Annotated in this window: 16 protein-coding genes and 1 pseudogene; all 17 read left to right on the top strand. The window is 64.1% G+C overall.

Features of this window, described 5'->3' with window-relative positions; all coding sequences use genetic code 11:
• Positions 1–13: 13 nt before the first annotated feature.
• The 17 genes and pseudogenes from lysA to CKW46_RS22610 all read left to right on the top strand — a co-directional run bounded on the left by lysA (position 14) and on the right by CKW46_RS22610 (position 17,667).
• A complete protein-coding gene (lysA, locus tag CKW46_RS22690) occupies positions 14–1,348 on the top strand; it encodes a diaminopimelate decarboxylase (protein ID WP_231991516.1) in 1,335 nt (444 codons plus the stop codon).
• Positions 1,349–1,351: 3 nt separating this feature from the next.
• Positions 1,352–2,677: a homoserine dehydrogenase gene (locus CKW46_RS22685; RefSeq protein ID WP_012395684.1), complete on the top strand. Its 1,326-nt coding sequence runs from the start codon at positions 1,352–1,354 to the stop codon at positions 2,675–2,677.
• Positions 2,674–3,756 (top strand): threonine synthase, encoded by a 1,083-nt coding sequence (gene thrC / locus CKW46_RS22680; protein ID WP_012395683.1) that lies wholly within the window; start codon positions 2,674–2,676, stop codon positions 3,754–3,756. Before CKW46_RS22685 ends, thrC begins: the two co-directional genes overlap by 4 nt.
• Before the next feature lie 55 nt (positions 3,757–3,811).
• The gene (gene thrB / locus CKW46_RS22675; RefSeq protein ID WP_015356704.1) at positions 3,812–4,756 is read left to right on the top strand and encodes a homoserine kinase; all 945 of its coding nucleotides are present in this window, start codon (positions 3,812–3,814) and stop codon (positions 4,754–4,756) included.
• Positions 4,757–5,022: 266 nt separating this feature from the next.
• Positions 5,023–6,888, top strand: coding sequence for a transcription termination factor Rho (gene rho / locus CKW46_RS22670; protein WP_015356703.1), 1,866 nt, complete (start codon positions 5,023–5,025; stop codon positions 6,886–6,888).
• Between the two features lie 191 nt (positions 6,889–7,079).
• Positions 7,080–7,325: a 50S ribosomal protein L31 gene (gene rpmE / locus CKW46_RS22665; RefSeq protein ID WP_011741636.1), complete on the top strand. Its 246-nt coding sequence runs from the start codon at positions 7,080–7,082 to the stop codon at positions 7,323–7,325.
• Positions 7,326–7,412: 87 nt separating this feature from the next.
• Positions 7,413–8,486, top strand: a complete 1,074-nt coding sequence (gene prfA, locus CKW46_RS22660; RefSeq protein ID WP_117437733.1) for a peptide chain release factor 1 — start codon at positions 7,413–7,415, stop codon at positions 8,484–8,486.
• The gene (gene prmC, locus CKW46_RS22655) at positions 8,483–9,331 is read left to right on the top strand and encodes a peptide chain release factor N(5)-glutamine methyltransferase (RefSeq protein ID WP_482052433.1); all 849 of its coding nucleotides are present in this window, start codon (positions 8,483–8,485) and stop codon (positions 9,329–9,331) included. Before prfA ends, prmC begins: the two co-directional genes overlap by 4 nt.
• Before the next feature lie 52 nt (positions 9,332–9,383).
• Positions 9,384–10,034, top strand: a complete 651-nt coding sequence (locus CKW46_RS22650; RefSeq protein WP_117437731.1) for an L-threonylcarbamoyladenylate synthase — start codon at positions 9,384–9,386, stop codon at positions 10,032–10,034.
• 78 nt (positions 10,035–10,112) lie between these two features.
• Entirely contained in the window at positions 10,113–11,294 is a 1,182-nt protein-coding gene (gene rfe, locus CKW46_RS22645) for a UDP-N-acetylglucosamine--decaprenyl-phosphate N-acetylglucosaminephosphotransferase (RefSeq protein WP_011741632.1), read from the top strand.
• A gap of 250 nt (positions 11,295–11,544) precedes the next feature.
• Positions 11,545–12,045, top strand: coding sequence for an ATP synthase subunit I (locus tag CKW46_RS22640; RefSeq protein ID WP_020788147.1), 501 nt, complete (start codon positions 11,545–11,547; stop codon positions 12,043–12,045).
• A complete protein-coding gene (atpB, locus tag CKW46_RS22635; protein ID WP_117437730.1) occupies positions 12,038–12,790 on the top strand; it encodes a F0F1 ATP synthase subunit A in 753 nt (250 codons plus the stop codon). Before CKW46_RS22640 ends, atpB begins: the two co-directional genes overlap by 8 nt.
• 90 nt (positions 12,791–12,880) lie before the next feature.
• The gene (locus CKW46_RS22630) at positions 12,881–13,126 is read left to right on the top strand and encodes a F0F1 ATP synthase subunit C (protein WP_011741629.1); all 246 of its coding nucleotides are present in this window, start codon (positions 12,881–12,883) and stop codon (positions 13,124–13,126) included.
• Between the two features lie 41 nt (positions 13,127–13,167).
• Positions 13,168–13,680 (top strand): F0F1 ATP synthase subunit B, encoded by a 513-nt coding sequence (locus CKW46_RS22625; RefSeq protein ID WP_012395674.1) that lies wholly within the window; start codon positions 13,168–13,170, stop codon positions 13,678–13,680.
• A gap of 6 nt (positions 13,681–13,686) precedes the next feature.
• A pseudogene (locus CKW46_RS22620) lies at positions 13,687–15,023 on the top strand (F0F1 ATP synthase subunit B/delta).
• 61 nt (positions 15,024–15,084) lie between these two features.
• Positions 15,085–16,734 carry a F0F1 ATP synthase subunit alpha gene (gene atpA / locus CKW46_RS22615; protein WP_482052431.1) on the top strand — a complete coding sequence of 550 codons (1,650 nt, stop codon included), beginning with the start codon at positions 15,085–15,087 and terminating at the stop codon, positions 16,732–16,734.
• Positions 16,735–16,752: 18 nt separating this feature from the next.
• Positions 16,753–17,667 (top strand): F0F1 ATP synthase subunit gamma, encoded by a 915-nt coding sequence (locus tag CKW46_RS22610; protein ID WP_117437728.1) that lies wholly within the window; start codon positions 16,753–16,755, stop codon positions 17,665–17,667.
• Positions 17,668–17,671: the final 4 nt, after the last annotated feature.

Here is a 17,671-nt window from a genome sequence, read left to right as displayed (position 1 = left end):
GTCTGCCGAAGAGCTGTTGTACCTGGCGCCGAATGTCTGGCCGCGTAACACAGCCCGTGATGAACAGGGTTGTGCCCGGATTGCCGGGGTACCGCTTACCGAGCTGGCCCGGGAATACGGGACGCCGCTGTTTGTCATCGATGAAGACGACTTTCGCTCGCGGTGCCAAGAGATCGCGGCGGCATTCGGCGGTGGCCACAACGTCAACTACGCGGCCAAGGCCTTCCTGTGCAGCGAGATCGCGCGCTGGGTGAACGAAGAGGGACTCTCGATCGACGTATCCACCGGTGGAGAGTTGGCAGTCGCACTGCACGCCAATTTTCCGCCGGAGCGGATTACCCTGCACGGCAACAACAAGTCGGTCGCAGAGTTGACGACCGCGGTCAAAGCCGGCGTCGGTCACATCGTGCTGGACTCGATGATCGAGATCGAGCGTCTCGACGCCATCGCGGGTGAGGCGGGCATCGTCCAGGACGTCTTTGTGCGTCTCACCGTCGGGGTCGAGGCGCACACCCACGAGTTCATCTCCACCGCGCACGAAGACCAGAAGTTCGGGCTCTCGATCTCCAGCGGCGCGGCGATGGCAGCGGTGCGCCGGGTCTTTGCGACCGACCACTTGCGGCTGGTCGGACTGCACAGCCACATCGGTTCCCAGATCTTCGATGTGGATGGTTTTGAACTGGCCGCCCACCGTGTCATCGGCCTGCTGCGCGAGGTGGTCGCTGAATTCGGTTCGGAAAAGACCGCGCAGCTTGCGACGGTCGATCTTGGCGGCGGCCTGGGTATCTCGTATCTGTCATCCGACGACCCGCCGCCGGTAGGGGAGTTGGCCGACAAGCTGGGCGCGATCGTGAGCAATGAGTCGGCGGCCGTGGGCCTGCCCGCGCCCAGGTTGGTGGTCGAGCCCGGACGTGCCATCGCCGGACCGGGCACCATCACGCTGTACGAAGTCGGCACGGTCAAGGACGTTGACGTGAGCGCCACGGCGAACCGGCGCTACGTCAGCGTGGATGGCGGCATGAGTGACAACATCCGCACCGCGCTCTATGACGCTCAGTACGACGTCCGGTTGGTCTCGCGCGTCAGTGATGCGCCGGCGATGCTGGCTCGCGTGGTCGGAAAACACTGCGAAAGTGGCGATATCATCGTGCGTGACACGTGGGTGCCCGACGACCTGCAGCCGGGCGACTTGGTGGCCGTGGCTGCGACCGGTGCCTACTGCTATTCGCTGTCGAGTCGTTACAACATGATTGGCCGTCCCGCGGTGGTGGCGGTGCGCGCGGGTAAGGCGCGTCTGGTCCTGCGCCGCGAGACGGTTGATGATCTTTTGAGTCTGGAGGTGAGGTAACCCGTGTCCGGTGACGTAAAGCCGGTCGGTGTAGCGGTGCTCGGATTGGGCAACGTTGGTAGTGAAGTTGTCCGCATCATCGAGGAAAGCGCTGATGATCTCGCGGCCCGTGTCGGCGCCCCACTGGTGCTGCGCGGCGTCGGAGTGCGTCGAGTTGCGGACGACCGCGGTGTACCCATCGACCTACTGACCGACGACATTGAGAAGCTCGTTTCGCGTGAGGACGTCGACATCGTCGTCGAAGTGATGGGTCCGGTGGAGCCGTCACGCAAGGCGATCCTGACCGCGCTCGAGCACGGCAAATCCGTCGTGACCGCAAACAAGGCGTTGCTGTCCACCTCTACTGGTGAACTGGCGCAGGCGGCCGAAAGCGCACATGTCGATCTCTATTTCGAAGCCGCGGTGGCCGGCGCCATTCCCGTCATCCGTCCGTTGACCCAGTCGCTGGCCGGCGACACGGTGTTGCGGGTGGCCGGCATCGTCAACGGCACCACCAACTACATCCTGTCCGAAATGGACAGCACCGGGGCCGACTACGCGAAAGCGCTGGCCGATGCGGGCGCGCTCGGCTATGCCGAAGCCGATCCCACCGCAGATGTCGAGGGCTTTGATGCCGCGGCCAAAGCTGCGATCCTGGCCTCGATCGCGTTCCATACCCGGGTGACCGCGGATGACGTCTACCGCGAGGGCATCACCAAGATCACGCCCGCGGACTTCGCCTCGGCCCGCGCTCTGGGCTGCACCATCAAGCTGCTGTCGATTTGTGAGCGCCTCACCACTGACGAAGGTCAGCAACGGGTCTCGGCCCGGGTGTATCCGGCGTTGGTGCCGCTGTCGCACCCGTTGGCCACGGTCAATGGTGCGTTCAATGCCGTGGTGGTCGAGGCCGAGGCCGCTGGGCGATTGATGTTCTACGGTCAGGGCGCCGGTGGGGCGCCAACCGCCTCGGCGGTGACCGGCGACCTGGTGATGGCCGCGCGCAACCGGGTCCTCGGCAGCCGTGGCCCACGCGAATCCAAATATGCTCAACTACCGGTGGCACCAATGGGTTTCATCTCTACGCGCTATTACGTCAGCATGAATGTCGCCGATAAGGCGGGTGTGTTGTCGGCGGTAGCGGCCGAGTTCGCCAAGCGCGACGTAAGCATCGCCGAGGTGCGTCAAGAAGGGGTCGTGGACCAAGACGGCCAACGCATCGGGGCCCGGATCGTGGTGGTCACCCACCTGGCTACCGATGCCGCACTTTCGGAAACCGTTGAAGCGCTTGCGGACTTGGACGTCGTCGAAAATGTGGCCAGCGTGCTGCGACTGGAAGGCAACGACCTGTGAGCGCCTCGCCGACCGCGGTCCACAAGCCCTGGCCCGGTTTGATCGCGGCGTACCGGGACCGCCTCCCGGTGGCCGATGACTGGGCTCCTGTCACCCTGCTCGAGGGCGGTACTCCGCTGATCGCGGCTCCCCGGCTCTCCAAGCAGACCGGGTGCACGATCCACCTCAAGGTCGAGGGCCTCAACCCCACCGGATCCTTCAAGGACCGGGGCATGACCATGGCGGTGACCGACGCGCTGGCGCGTGGGCAACAGGCCGTGTTGTGCGCATCGACCGGGAACACGTCGGCGTCGGCGGCGGCTTACGCCGCCCGTGCTGGAATCACCTGTGCGGTGCTGATCCCGCAGGGCAAGATTGCGATGGGCAAGCTGGCTCAGGCGGTCATGCACGGGGCCAAGATCATCCAGATTGACGGCAACTTCGACGACTGTCTGGAACTGGCGCGCAAGATGGCTGCCGACTTCCCGACCATCTCATTGGTCAACTCCGTGAACCCGGTGCGTATCGAGGGCCAGAAGACCGCGGCGTTCGAGATCGTCGACGCGCTTGGCGTCGCACCGGATGTGCACGCACTTCCAGTCGGTAACGCGGGCAACATCACCGCGTACTGGAAGGGATACACCGAGTATCACCGAGACGGCATTATCGAGAAGTTGCCTCGCATGTTGGGCACCCAAGCCGCGGGTGCGGCGCCGTTGGTTCTCGGCGAACCGGTGAACCACCCGGAGACCATCGCCACCGCGATTCGCATTGGCTCGCCGGCGTCGTGGACGTCGGCCGTGGAGGCGCAGCAGCAGTCCAAGGGGCGCTTCCTGGCGGCGACTGATGAGGAAATCCTTGCCGCCTATCACCTGGTCGCGCGCGCCGAGGGGGTGTTCGTCGAGCCCGCCTCGGCGGCCAGCATCGCCGGTCTGCTCAAGGCCATCGACGACGGGTGGGTGGCCCGCGGGTCAACCGTGGTGTGCACGGTCACCGGCAACGGCCTGAAGGACCCCGACACCGCGCTCAAAGACATGCCGAAGGTGTCTCCGGTACCCGTTGACCCAGTCGCGGTGGTTGAGAAGCTGGGGTTGGCGTAGTGGTGATCGCCAGCGCGGCGCAGCCGGGCGCAGCGCAGTTTGCTGAGGCCTGTCGGTGACACAGGTATTGCCCTCGGGTCTGGTGGCGAGTGCCGTCGTAGCGGCATCAAGTGCCAACCTCGGCCCGGGGTTCGACAGTCTCGGCCTCGCATTGAGTCTCTATGACGAAATCGTGCTTGAGACAACCGATTCCGGGTTGGAAGTGGTGGTCGAAGGCGAGGGGGCCGGCCAGGTTCCGCTCAACTCTGAACACTTGGTTGTGCGCGCCATCCAGCACGGGCTGCGAGCCGTGGGCGTTTCCGCGGCTGGCCTAATTGTGCGCTGCCGCAACGATATTCCGCATTCCCGTGGTCTCGGGTCGTCCGCGTCGGCGGTAGTTGGTGGCCTCGCCGCCGTCAACGGCCTTGTCTCACAAGCTGGTTGGGTGCCATTGAGCGACCAGCAGCTGATCCAGCTGTCTTCGGAATTTGAAGGCCACCCCGACAACGCCGCGGCCGCTGTGCTCGGCGGTGCGGTGGTTTCTTGGATTGAGCGTTGCGGTGACCGTGCCGACTACTCGGCCGTGCAGCTAGATCTTCACCCCGATATTCACTTGTTCTCGGCGATTCCCGAGGTGCGCTCCTCGACCGCGGAGACTCGGGTGCTGCTGCCTGACTTGGTCAGCCATGACGATGCGCGATTCAACATCAGCCGCGCCGCATTGCTCGTGGTTGCCCTCACCCAACGGCCCGATTTGTTGATGGCGGCCACCGAAGACGTCCTCCATCAGCCCCAGCGTGCCTCGGCAATGCCGGCCTCGGCGGAATATTTGCAGCTGTTGCGGCGTCATAAAGTGGCAGCGACTCTTTCTGGGGCTGGACCGGCGCTGATTGCGTTGACCACCAACCCGGACTTGCCGCCGGAAGCGGTCGAGTACGGCGCCGCAAATGGATTCACAATTACCGCGATGACCGCGGGTGACAGGGTCCGGTGGAAGCCCGGAGTGGCATTCAGCGACTGATTGACAACCTGCGGGGGGTTTGCTTGCTTCCGGCCAGGAAGCGGGCTATCCTCGGAGCCGTTCAGCAATCGCAGCATCTGCTTCTGCACACATACTGCCTTGCAGCTAGGACACTACCAATTCTTCTCGGGGACGAGGTTCGCCGTATTCGCCGCAGATCCTGGCGACCACCGTTGGGGAGTCGATGATTGGGCGCACTCGGCAATTTGGCTGAATGCAACGAACCCTCGTATGACGTAATCAAGCGGGGGAAAGAAAGGAATTCCGTGACTGATACGGACCTCATCACGGCTGGCGAAAGCACCGACGCTGATAAGAAGTCGGATTCCGTGACAAAAGACAGTTCCGACCTCAATACTGCTGCGCCGACCGGCGCGCTGGCCACCATGGTGCTGCCGGAACTGCGCGCGCTGGCCAACCAAGTTGGTGTCAAGGGGACGTCGGGCATGCGTAAGAACGAGCTGATCGCCGCGATCCAAGAATTTCGGGACCGCGCCAACGGCACGCCCGCGGCCGCCGAGCCGACCCCAGATTCCGGCGAACAGAAGTCCTCGGCGAGTACCGAGGCCCCAGCGGTCAACGAGGCCACCAAAGACGCTCCTCAACAGGAGCAAAACGCCTCATCCGGCGACACGGTGCGCCGCGAGCGGCGCAGATCCTCGCGTGACTCGGGAACGTCGTCACGTGACGGCGCCGACTCGGCTGGCGAAAGCCCAGATAAACGCGGGAAGCGGGCCGCCGGCGGCGATGCCGACAACAATCAGAAGGCGCCGGAAAAGGCTCAAGAAGACGCCAAGACTGACGGGGGAGCAGCGGAGTCGGGCGGTGACCAAGGCGCCGGCCAGCAGGGCTCGGGTGGCCAGCAATCGCGCGGCGAAGACGATGGCGAAGGGCGGCAGGGCCGGCGAGGACGCCGATTCCGCGACCGCCGGCGGCGTGGGGAGCGCTCGGGTGACGGTTCCGACGCCGAGTTGCGTGAGGATGACGTCGTCCAGCCGGTCGCCGGCATTCTTGACGTGCTCGACAACTACGCCTTTGTCCGTACCTCCGGCTACCTTGCCGGCCCGCACGACGTCTACGTGTCGATGAACATGGTGCGCAAGAACGGCCTGCGCCGCGGCGACGCGGTCACCGGCGCCGTTCGGGTTCCGCGTGAAGGCGAGCAGCCTAACCAACGACAAAAATTCAACCCGCTGGTGCGTTTGGACAGCGTCAATGGGGGATCGGTCGAGGACGCCAAGAAGCGGCCCGAATTCGGCAAACTGACGCCGCTCTATCCCAACCAGCGTCTTCGCTTGGAAACCACCACAGAGCGGCTGACCACGCGGGTCATCGATCTGATCATGCCGATTGGCAAGGGCCAGCGCGCGCTGATCGTCTCGCCCCCCAAGGCCGGTAAGACGACGATCCTGCAGGACATCGCCAACGCCATTACCAAGAACAATCCGGAATGCCACCTCATGGTCGTGCTCGTCGACGAGCGGCCCGAGGAGGTCACCGACATGACGCGTTCGGTCAAGGGTGAGGTCATCGCCTCAACGTTCGACCGTCCGCCATCCGACCACACATCGGTCGCGGAGCTGGCCATCGAGCGAGCCAAGCGCCTCGTGGAGCAGGGCAAAGACGTCGTGGTGCTGCTGGACTCCATCACCCGGTTGGGACGTGCCTACAACAACGCGTCGCCGGCATCGGGCCGGATTCTCTCCGGCGGTGTCGACTCCACCGCGCTGTACCCGCCCAAGCGATTCCTGGGTGCGGCACGCAACATCGAAGAGGGCGGCTCGCTGACCATCATCGCGACCGCGATGGTCGAGACCGGCTCCACCGGTGACACCGTCATCTTCGAAGAGTTCAAGGGCACCGGTAACGCCGAGCTCAAGCTGGACCGCAAGATCGCCGAGCGGCGCGTTTTCCCCGCGGTCGACGTGAACCCGTCGGGTACCCGTAAAGATGAGCTGCTGCTCTCACCTGATGAGTTCGCCATCGTCCACAAGCTGCGTCGCGTGCTGTCCGGCCTGGATTCCCACCAGGCCATCGACCTGCTGATGTCGCAGCTGCGTAAGACCAAGAACAACTACGAGTTCCTCGTGCAGGTCTCCAAGACCACACCAGGGAATATGGACAACGACTAGAGCAATACACCGGCTGCGGGTGCCAGGGAATGCCCGCGCAAATCTCGGTGTTTGGGGTGATGGTGGTTGACCTGGCATAATCGAGGCTCGACCACCCAGAACCGCCTCAGGTTCTTGAGTTAAGCCTGACCGCCGCTTGAACATCGGGGAGCACCGGAGGCCACGAGCGGCCGACGATCGAAGAGGACAGCATGAAATCTGACATTCATCCCACCTACGAGGAGACCACCGTGGTCTGCGGGTGCGGAAACACGTTCCAGACGCGGAGCACCAAGCAGGGCGGCCGTATCGTGGCCGAGGTTTGCTCGCAGTGCCATCCGTTCTACACCGGCAAGCAGAAGATCCTCGACAGCGGTGGTCGGGTTGCCCGCTTCGAGCGTCGCTACGGCAAGCGCAAGGCCGGAGCCGACAAGGACCAGGCGGCGGCCGACAAGTAGCTGGATTACCGACGCCCGAACTGTGCATGAGCAGCACAGGCCGGGCGTCGGTTCGTGTTTGCGGTAAGAGCTGGCAGGAGGTGTGAGATGGCAGCGCCGGTGCAGACGATTGACGTCCTGCTCGCCGAACACGCAGACCTTGAGCGCGCGTTGGCGGATCCAGAACTGCACAGCAGGCCCGACGAGGCGCGCAAAGCCGGACGTCGGTTTGCCCGCTTGGCGCCGATCGTGGCCACCTACCGCAAGCTGGTAGCCGCGCGCGAAGATCTGGAGACCGCGCACGAATTGGCGGTCACCGACGAGTCGTTTGCCGCCGAAGCCGCCGAACTGGAGGCCCGGGTCGCCGAACTGGACTCGCAGCTCACCGACATGTTGGCGCCGCGGGACCCGCATGACGCCGACGACATCGTGCTCGAAGTCAAGTCTGGCGAGGGTGGCGAAGAATCGGCGCTATTCGCTGCCGACCTGGCCAGAATGTATATCCGCTATGCCGAACGGCACGGCTGGACCGTGACGGTGCTCGGGGAGACCACCTCGGATCTGGGCGGCTACAAGGACGCGACGCTGGCCATCGCCAGCAAGGGCGACACGGCCGACGGCGTGTGGTCGCGGATGAAGTTCGAGGGCGGGGTGCACCGGGTGCAGCGGATCCCGGTAACCGAATCTCAAGGTCGCGTGCATACCTCGGCGGCCGGCGTACTTGTCTACCCCGAGCCCGAGGAAGTCGGCGAGGTGCAGATCGACGAGTCGGACCTGCGCATCGACGTCTACCGGTCGTCGGGCAAGGGCGGCCAGGGGGTCAACACCACCGACTCCGCGGTGCGGATTACCCACCTGCCCACCGGGATCGTGGTCACCTGCCAAAACGAACGCTCACAGCTGCAGAACAAGATCCGTGCCATGCAGGTGCTCGGGGCTCGTCTGCAGGCGATCGCCGAAGAGCGGGCGATGGCTGACGCCTCGGCGGATCGGGCCAGCCAGATACGAACCGTGGACCGTAGCGAACGCATCCGCACCTACAACTTCCCCGAGAACCGGATCACCGATCACCGAATCGGCTACAAGTCCCACAACCTCGACCAGGTCCTCGATGGCGATCTGGACGCTCTATTCGACGCACTGGCTGCCGCTGACAAACAGGCCCGGCTGCAGCAGTCATGACCTCGCTGCGCCACGCGATCGACTCCGCTGCGGCGCTTCTTGCCGAAGCCGGGATCGACTCTGCACGTGGTGATGCCGAATGGTTGGCCGCTCACCTGACCGGCACCGACCGCGGTCTGCTGTACCTGCCTGACGATCCGCTTGATTCCGATGCTCTCGGTCAGTACCAAGACATGGTGACCGCCCGATCACGCAGGGTGCCGTTGCAGCATCTCATCGGCACGGTGCAGTTTGGGCCGGTGGAGTTGCAGGTCGGTCCGGGTGTCTTCGTGCCGCGCCCAGAGACCGAGGCAGTGTTGGAATGGGCTGGTGCACAACAGCTTTCCGAAGACCCCGTCATTGTTGACCTGTGTACCGGATCCGGCGCGTTGGCAGTCGCGTTGGCCAACCGTTGGCCCACGGCGCGGATTCTTGGCGTCGACGATTCGGCCGCTGCGCTCGAGTATGCACACCACAATTCCGTGGGCACCAAGGTGGAACTGGTGCGAGCCGATGTCACCACCCCGGGGCTGATGCCCGAACTCGATGGACAGGTCGACCTCGTGGTGACCAACCCGCCATACATTCCCGACGCCGCTGTTCTGGAACCTGAAGTAGCACAGCATGATCCGCATCGTGCGCTGTTTGGGGGGCCGAACGGGATGGCGGTGATACCCCACGTCGTACGGCTGGCCGGCCGTTGGTTGCGTCCCGGTGGGCGGTTCGCCGTCGAACACGACGACACCACCGCGCGGCAGACCGTTGAATGTATCGAAAGCGCAGGCGTTTTCGAGGACATCGTGGCTCGGCAAGATCTGGCCGGACGGCCAAGGTTCGTGACCGCCGTCAAGAGGCTGGTTCGGTGACGGCTGCGGTGAGGATGCGGGGCGAAGCGAATGCGAAGGAGGGCCAGCGCCCATGAGTGAGGTGTTCGACTGCGCCGACCCCGACCAGCGTTCCAACGGGATCGCTTCTGCGGCAGGGGCGCTCAAAGCCGGTCGGCTGGTCGTCATGCCGACGGACACCGTCTATGGGATCGGTGCCGACGCATTCGACAGTGCCGCGGTGAACGCGCTGCTGTCGGCCAAGGGGCGCGGGCGCGATATGCCGGTGGGCGTGCTGGTGGGTTCCTGGCACACCATCGAGGGGCTGGTTTTCTCGATGCCCGCTGGAGCGCGTGAACTGATCCGTGCATTCTGGCCGGGCGCCTTGAGCCTGGTTGTGGTGCAAGCGCCGTCCCTGCAGTGGGACCTCGGCAACGCGCACGGCACCGTGATGCTGCGCATGCCGTTGCACCCGGTGGCCATCGAGTTGTTGCGCCAGGTGGGCCCCATGGCGGTTTCCAGCGCCAACGTCTCGGGGCAGCCGCCGGCGGTCGACGTCGCGGATGCACGTAATCAGTTCGGCGATCTGGTCGACGTCTACCTGGATGGTGGTCCCGCGGCGCAGCAGGCCGCCTCGACGATCGTCGGCCTCACCGGGGCCCCGCGCATCCTGCGTCCGGGACCGGTCAGCGCCGAGCGGATCGCTGACGTGCTCGGAGTGGACGCGACAACGCTGACCGCATAGCACCGTCGTGGTGGCCGCCGCTGGGCGCTGCGGCCGGGCGCGGCTATTCGGGTTCTCAGGTTGGTGAAATAGGGTCTCGTGGTGTCCAGCGTTGCCGACGGCTTGCTCGCGCTTTCGGTTCGCAGCGCCGGTGTCCCGCTGCGTGAACTTGCGCTCGTCGGGTTAACCGCAGCGATCATCACGTATTTCGCGACCGGGCCGGTTCGCGTCTTGGCGACTCGCCTGGGCGCGGTCGCTTACCCGCGCGAACGCGACGTCCACGTGACACCCACCCCTCGCATGGGTGGGCTGGCGATGTTCCTCGGGGTGCTCGCCGCGGTCTTTCTCGCCTCCCAACTTCCCGCCCTCACCCGCGGGTTCGTCTATTCGACCGGCATGCCCGCGGTGCTCGTCGCGGGTGCGGTGATCATGGGTATCGGTCTGATCGATGACAGGTGGGGTCTGGATGCCCTGACGAAGTTTGCCGGTCAGATCACCGCAGCTAGCGTGCTGGTCACCATGGGCGTCGCCTGGAGCGTGCTCTACATCCCGCTGGGTGGTGTCGGGACCATCGTCTTGGACCAAGCCTCGTCCATTTTGCTCACCCTCGCGTTGACCGTGTCCATCGTCAACGCCATGAACTTCGTCGACGGACTCGATGGGCTGGCGGCTGGGCTGGGCCTCATCACGGCCTTGGCGATCTGCACCTTCTCGGTGGGGTTGCTTCGTGACCATGGCGGCGACGTACTGTTCTATCCGCCGGCGGTGATCTCGGTGGTGCTCGCAGGGGCCTGTCTCGGGTTCTTGCCGCACAATTTCCACCGAGCCAAGATCTTCATGGGCGATTCCGGTTCGATGCTGGTCGGGTTGATGCTGGCCGCGGCCTCCACCACCGCCGCGGGGCCCATCTCCCAGAACGCCTATGGGGCCCGGGACGTGTTTGCCCTGCTATCGCCGTTCTTGCTGGTAGTGGCGGTGATGTTCGTGCCGATGCTGGACCTGTTACTGGCAATCGTGCGCCGCACCCGCGCCGGACGAAGCGCATTCAGCCCCGACAAGATGCATCTTCACCACCGCTTGCTGCAGATCGGCCATTCGCATCGCCGGGTCGTGCTGCTCATCTACCTATGGGTGGGCATCGTCGCCTTCGGGGCGGCCAGCACGATCTTCGTGGACCCTCGCCACACCGCGGCGGTGATGCTCGGCGCACTGGTCGTCGCCGGGGTTGTGACAGCGATCCCGTTGCTGCGTCGTCGCGACGACTACTACGACCCGGACTAGGGCACGTCTACGACAGGCGGTAGTAGTGGCATCTACCTTGTGGTACGGTCCTGGTAGAGCCTCGAAATAAACCTCGTGGGTTGCCGGCCCCCCGGCCCGGCGGATGCCTATCCGACCGCGCCAGTTAACGACCGACACAGGGAGCTGCCCCTTGGGTGAAACCAGCCCAACTGTTGCGATACGCTCGGCGGGCCACCGATCAGTCGATCGGGCGGTTTCCGCTCCACTAACCGGGGATTGAGGTGCTGCAGTGACAACACCAGCGCAGGACGCGCCGTTGGTGTTTCCCTCTGTTGCTTTCCGTCCGGTTCGTCTATTGGTGATCAGCCTTGGACTCACCGCGGTTGCCACTGTGGTCGCCGGACTCTTCGGTCACCTGATGGTCGGAGTGTTTCTTGGCATCGGGCTGCTGCTCGGTTTGCTCAACGCCCTGTTGGTCCGGCGTTCGGTGGAGTCGATCACCGGCCGGGACCACCCGCTGAAAAGGTCGATGGCCCTCAACTCGGCCTCTCGAGTCGCGGTCATTACCATCATGGCGCTGATCATCGCGTATATTTTCCGGCCGGCCGGACTTGGCGTGGTGTTCGGGTTGGCGCTCTTCCAGCTGCTGCTGGTGGCATCCACGGCACTGCCGGTCTGGAAGAAGCTGCGTACCGGGGACTTTGCGGCCGACGATGCGCAGAACCAGCCCGTCGGCTCGGATAGTGGCGTTTTCAAGGGATCGGAAGGGAGTACCGCCAGCGATGACTGAGTCGATCCTGGCCGCCCAGATTGAGGTCGGCGAGCACCACACCGTGACCTGGCTGGGCATGACCGTCAACACCGACACGGTGCTGTCGACGGCGATCGCCGCGCTCATCGTGCTCGCGTTGGCGTTCTACCTGCGCTCGAAGGTCACCGCGACCGCGGTGCCCGGTGGGGTGCAGCTGTTCTTCGAAGCGATCACCATCCAGATGCGCGGCCAGGTAGAAAGCGCAATCGGGATGCGGATCGCGCCCTTCGTGCTGCCGCTCGCGGTGACCATCTTCGTCTTCATCTTGATCTCGAACTGGCTGTCGGTCCTCCCGGTGCAGTACACCGACGAACACGGGCAGACCACCGAGTTGCTCAAGCCCGCCGCCGCAGACATCAACTACGTGCTGGCGCTGGCGCTGTTCGTCTTCGTCTGCTACCACGCGGCCGGTATCTGGCGTCGCGGCATTGTCGGCCACCCCATCAAGCTGCTCAAGGGGCACGTGGCAATCCTGGCGCCGATCAACCTCGTCGAAGAAATCGCCAAGCCGATCTCGCTGTCGCTGCGTCTTTTCGGCAATATCTTTGCCGGCGGCATTTTGGTCGCGCTCATCGCGCTCTTCCCGCCCTACATCATGTGGGCGCCGAATGCGATCTGGAAGTCCTTCGACCTGTTCGTCGGCGCGATTCAGGCCTTCATTTTCGCGCTGCTGACGATCTTGTACTTCAGCCAAGCGATGGAGCTAGAAGAGGACCACCACTAAAACTGCGAGAAACTGCCTAGAAAATCCCGACCCAATACCAGTACTGGAACCTGGTAAACCGCTACCAGAGTTATCAAGGAGGATAAAGTAATGGACCCCACTATCGCTGCCGGCGCCCTCATCGGCGGTGGACTGATCATGGCTGGTGGCGCGATCGGCGCCGGTATCGGTGACGGTATCGCCGGTAACGCTCTGATCTCCGGCGTTGCCCGCCAACCTGAGGCGCAGGGACGGCTGTTCACGCCGTTCTTCATCACCGTCGGTCTGGTTGAGGCCGCCTACTTTATCAACCTGGCGTTTATGGCGCTGTTCGTCTTCGCCACGCCCGTTAAGTAATTCGGCAGCTGTAACCGTTGAAATGGTTGTGATGGGTAGTAATGGATGACGTGAACTCTATTGTCCTGGCTGCGGGCCAGGCAGCAGAGGAAGGCGGCACAAACAACTTCCTCGTTCCCAACGGGACGTTTTTCTTCGTGCTGGCCATCTTCTTGGTGGTGCTTGCGGTCATCGGCACATTTGTCGTACCGCCGATCCTGAAGGTGTTGCGTGAACGCGACGCGATGGTTGCCAAGACGCTGGCCGACAACAAGAAATCGGCCGAGCAGTTCGCGGCCGCCCAGGCCGACTACGAGAAAGCCATGGCCGAGGCCCGGGTACAGGCGTCGTCCTATCGCGACAACGCCCGGGCCGAGGGTCGTAAGGTCGTCGAGGATGCGCGTGCCCACGCTGAACAGGAAGTGGCATCGACATTGCAGCAGGCCAACGAGCAACTGAAGCGCGAGAGGGACGCTGTGGAACTGGATTTGCGTGCCAACGTGGGAGCGATGTCGGCGACGCTGGCCAACCGGATCGTCGGTGTCGACGTGACTACCCCAGCCGCGGCGGGGTAGCAAACCATGTCGACATTCATCGGACAGCTGGTTGGTTTCGCGGCCATCGTTTTTCTGGTGTGGCGTTACGTGGTGCCGCCGGTGCGGCGCATGATGGCAGCGCGCCAGGACACGGTTCGCCAGCAATTGGCAGACGCGGCTACCGCCGCCGTGCGGCTCACGGAGTCGACCACCGCGCACAGTAAGGTGGTGGAGGCCGCCAAGGCGGAGGCGGAGCAGGTCGTCGCAGAGGCCAAGGAAGATGCCAAGCGCATCACGGCGCAGATGCAGACCCAGGCGGGTGTCGAAGCCGAACGGATCAAGGTCCAAGGGTCTCGTCAGGTCGAGCTGCTCCGGACTCAGCTGACCCGTCAGCTGCGATTGGAGCTGGGCCACGAATCAGTCCGCCAGGCAAGCGAATTGGTGCGCAACCACGTTTCCGACCCAGGGCAGCAGGCGGCCACGGTCGACCGCTTCCTCGACGAGCTCGACGCGATGGCGCCGGCAGCGGCGGAAGTCGAGCGTCCGGTGGCGGCCAAGATGCGGTCGGCCAGCCGGCGGGCGCTGGGCAGCTTGGTCGACAAGTTCGCCGGTTTGGCCAAGGGCCTGGACAATGCGGCGCTTTCGGCTCTCGCCAGCGACCTCGTGTCGGTAGCCCAACTGCTCCAACGCGAAGTCATCGTCACCCGCTACCTCACGGTGCCCGCCGAAGACGCAGCACCCAGGATTCGGCTGTTGGAGCGGCTGATATCCGGCCAGGTCGGCAATCCCGCGCTGGATATCCTGCGAGCCGCCGTCACGGAGCGGTGGTCGGCAAGCTCGGATCTGATCGACGCGATCGAGCACGTGTCTCGGCAGGCCCTACTGGAAGTCGCCCAGCGTGACGGACAGGTCGACGAGGTCGAGGACCAGCTGTTCCGGTTCTCCCGCATCTTGGACGCGCAACCGCGCCTTTCCATCCTGCTCGGCGACTATGTGGTTCCGGCCGAGGGCCGAGTTGGATTGCTGCGCAAAGTCCTCGACAGCGCGGGCAGCGTCAATCCGATTGCCGTCGCATTGCTGTCTCAGACGGTCGAACTCCTGCGAGGTCAGCCGGCCGAGGACGCGGCGCTGCTGCTGGCCGAGGTGGCCGTGGCCCGCCGCGGGGAGGTTGTCGCACAAGTCAGCGCGGCCGCCGAGCTCAGCGATGCACAGCGCACCCGCGTTACTGAGGTGCTGAGTCGCATCTACGGTCACCCCGTGACCGTGCAGCTTCAAACGGATCCCACCTTGTTGGGGGTCTGTCGATTGCCGTGGGTGACGAAGTGATCGACGGAACGCTCTCGTCGCGTTTGACCGCTGCCGAGGCTCAGTTGCCTGATTGATGACGAAGCCCGACTGAACACGAACTAGCCAGCACAACCCAAAAGTAGGAAGACAGCAGCCATGGCCGAGTTGACAATCTCCGCTAATGACATTCAGAGCGCGATCGAAGAGTACGTAGGCTCCTTCACCTCGGATACCTCCCGGGAGGAAGTCGGCACCGTTGTCGACGCCGGGGACGGTATCGCGCACGTCGAAGGTTTACCGTCCGTGATGACTCAGGAGCTGCTCGAGTTCCCCGGCGGTGTGCTCGGCGTGGCCCTCAACCTCGACGAACACAGTGTTGGCGCGGTGATCCTGGGTAACTTCGAAAACATCGAAGAAGGCCAGCAGGTCAAGCGCACCGGCGAAGTCTTGTCGGTTCCCGTCGGCGACGCGTTCTTGGGCCGGGTGATCAACCCGCTCGGTCAGCCGATTGATGGCCGCGGAGACATCGAGGCCGAGACGCGGCGCGCCCTCGAGCTGCAGGCGCCGTCGGTGGTCCAGCGTCAAAGCGTCAAGGAGCCGCTGCAGACCGGTATCAAGGCGATCGACGCCATGACCCCGATCGGCCGCGGTCAGCGCCAGCTGATCATCGGCGACCGCAAGACCGGCAAGACCGCGGTCTGCGTCGACACCATCCTCAACCAGCGCCAGAACTGGGAGACCGGTGATCCCAAGAAGCAGGTGCGCTGCGTATACGTGGCCGTCGGGCAGAAGGGCACCACGATCGCTTCGGTGCGGCGCGCCCTGGAAGAGGGCGGCGCGATGGACTACACGACCATCGTCGCGGCGCCCGCGTCCGACTCCGCCGGCTTCAAATGGCTTGCCCCATACACTGGTTCGGCTGTCGCTCAGCACTGGATGTACGACGGTAAGCACGTCCTGATCGTCTTCGACGACCTGACCAAGCAGGCTGAGGCATACCGGGCGATCTCGCTGCTGCTGCGCCGTCCGCCTGGCCGTGAGGCATATCCGGGCGACGTGTTCTATCTGCACTCGCGGCTCCTGGAGCGCTGCGCGAAGCTGTCCGACGAACTCGGTGGCGGCTCGTTGACCGGTCTTCCGATCATCGAGACCAAGGCCAACGACATTTCGGCCTACATCCCCACCAACGTCATTTCGATCACCGACGGCCAGTGCTTCCTCGAGACCGACCTGTTCAACCAGGGCGTTCGCCCGGCCATCAACGTCGGTGTCTCGGTGTCCCGCGTCGGTGGTGCGGCCCAGATCAAGGCAATGAAAGAGGTGGCGGGAAGCCTCCGTCTGGATCTGTCGCAGTACCGTGAGCTGGAAGCCTTCGCCGCTTTCGCTTCCGACCTGGACGCCACGTCGAAGGCGCAGCTGGACCGCGGCGCCCGGCTGGTCGCGCTGCTCAAGCAGCCGCAGTACCAGCCGATGCCGGTCGAAGAGCAGGTCATCTCCATCTTCCTGGGTACCGGCGGTCACCTGGACTCGGTGCCCGTCGAGGACGTCCGGCGCTTCGAAACCGAACTGCTGGATCACATTCGGGCCTCCGAAGAGAACCTGCTGAGCACCATTCGCGACACGCAGAAGCTCACTGAGGAGACCGTGGAAGCCCTGACCAAGGTGATCAACCACTTCAAGAAGGGCTTCGCGTCGTCCACTGGTGAATCGGTGGTCCCCGACGAGCATGTCGAGGCCATGGGTGAGGAAGATCTGGGCAAAGAATCGGTGAAGGTCAAGAAGCCCGCGCCGCAGAAGAAGAAATAGCACACGTAGGTATATGAGATGGCTGCCACACTTCGCGAACTGCGTGGACGGATCCGCTCGGCCGGATCGATCAAGAAGATCACCAAGGCTCAGGAGCTGATCGCGACGTCGCGCATCGCCAGGGCGCAGGCTCGACTCGAGTCCGTCCGGCCTTACGCCGACCAGATCACACAGATGCTCACCACTTTGGCCGCCGACGCCGCTCTGGACCATCCGTTGCTGGTCGAGCACCCCCAGCCGAAGCGGGCGGGGGTCTTGGTGGTGTCGTCTGACCGCGGTCTTTGCGGTGCGTACAACGCCAATGTCTTCCGGCGGTCCGAGGAGCTCTTCTCGCTGCTGCGTGACGAGGGCAAGCAACCGGTTCTCTATGTTGTGGGCCGCAAGGCGTTGGCGTACTACACCTTCCGCAATTGGGACATCGCCCAATCGTGGACGGGTTTCTCCGAGCAGCCCAAGTACGAGAACGCCGCGGAGATCGCTTCCACCCTGGTAGATGCGTTCATGCTGGGTGCTGGCGAAGGCGAGGACCTGCAGACCAACAACGAGCAGAGCGTCGACGAACTGCACATTGTGTTTACCGAGTTCAAATCGATGTTGTCGCAGTCGACGGAGGCCCGCCGGATGGCGCCCATGGTCGTGGAATATGTCGAGGAAACCGGCCCGCGGACGCTGTACTCATTTGAACCGGATGCGACCACGCTGTTCGAGTCTCTTTTGCCGAGGTATCTGACTACCCGCGTGTATGCGGCAATGCTCGAATCCGCGGCGTCGGAGCTAGCGTCGCGTCAGCGGGCGATGAAGTCGGCGACCGATAACGCCGACGACCTGATCAAGGCGCTGACACTGATGGCAAACCGGGAGCGCCAGGCCCAGATCACCCAGGAGATTAGCGAAATCGTCGGTGGCGCAAACGCGCTGGCGGACGCTCGCTAGACAG

Origin of the sequence: Mycobacterium liflandii, from assembly GCF_022354805.1 — a bacterium.
Taxonomy (GTDB): Bacteria; Actinomycetota; Actinomycetes; order Mycobacteriales; family Mycobacteriaceae; genus Mycobacterium; species Mycobacterium marinum.
The sequence above is the reverse complement of the archived record's forward strand: the minus strand, read 5'-3'. Positions and strand labels throughout refer to the sequence as shown.

Bases quoted from the DNA above. Each gene is read 5' to 3' on its own strand.
- rpmE (WP_011741636.1), top strand. From the start codon at position 7,080: ATGAAATCTGACATTCATCCCACCTACGAGGAGACCACCGTGGTCTGC.
- prfA (WP_117437733.1), top strand. From the start codon at position 7,413: ATGGCAGCGCCGGTGCAGACGATTGACGTCCTGCTCGCCGAACACGCA.
- prmC (WP_482052433.1), top strand. From the start codon at position 8,483: ATGACCTCGCTGCGCCACGCGATCGACTCCGCTGCGGCGCTTCTTGCC.
- CKW46_RS22650 (WP_117437731.1), top strand. From the start codon at position 9,384: ATGAGTGAGGTGTTCGACTGCGCCGACCCCGACCAGCGTTCCAACGGG.
- atpB (WP_117437730.1), top strand. From the start codon at position 12,038: ATGACTGAGTCGATCCTGGCCGCCCAGATTGAGGTCGGCGAGCACCAC.
- CKW46_RS22630 (WP_011741629.1), top strand. From the start codon at position 12,881: ATGGACCCCACTATCGCTGCCGGCGCCCTCATCGGCGGTGGACTGATC.
- CKW46_RS22625 (WP_012395674.1), top strand. From the start codon at position 13,168: ATGGATGACGTGAACTCTATTGTCCTGGCTGCGGGCCAGGCAGCAGAG.
- atpA (WP_482052431.1), top strand. From the start codon at position 15,085: ATGGCCGAGTTGACAATCTCCGCTAATGACATTCAGAGCGCGATCGAA.
- CKW46_RS22610 (WP_117437728.1), top strand. From the start codon at position 16,753: ATGGCTGCCACACTTCGCGAACTGCGTGGACGGATCCGCTCGGCCGGA.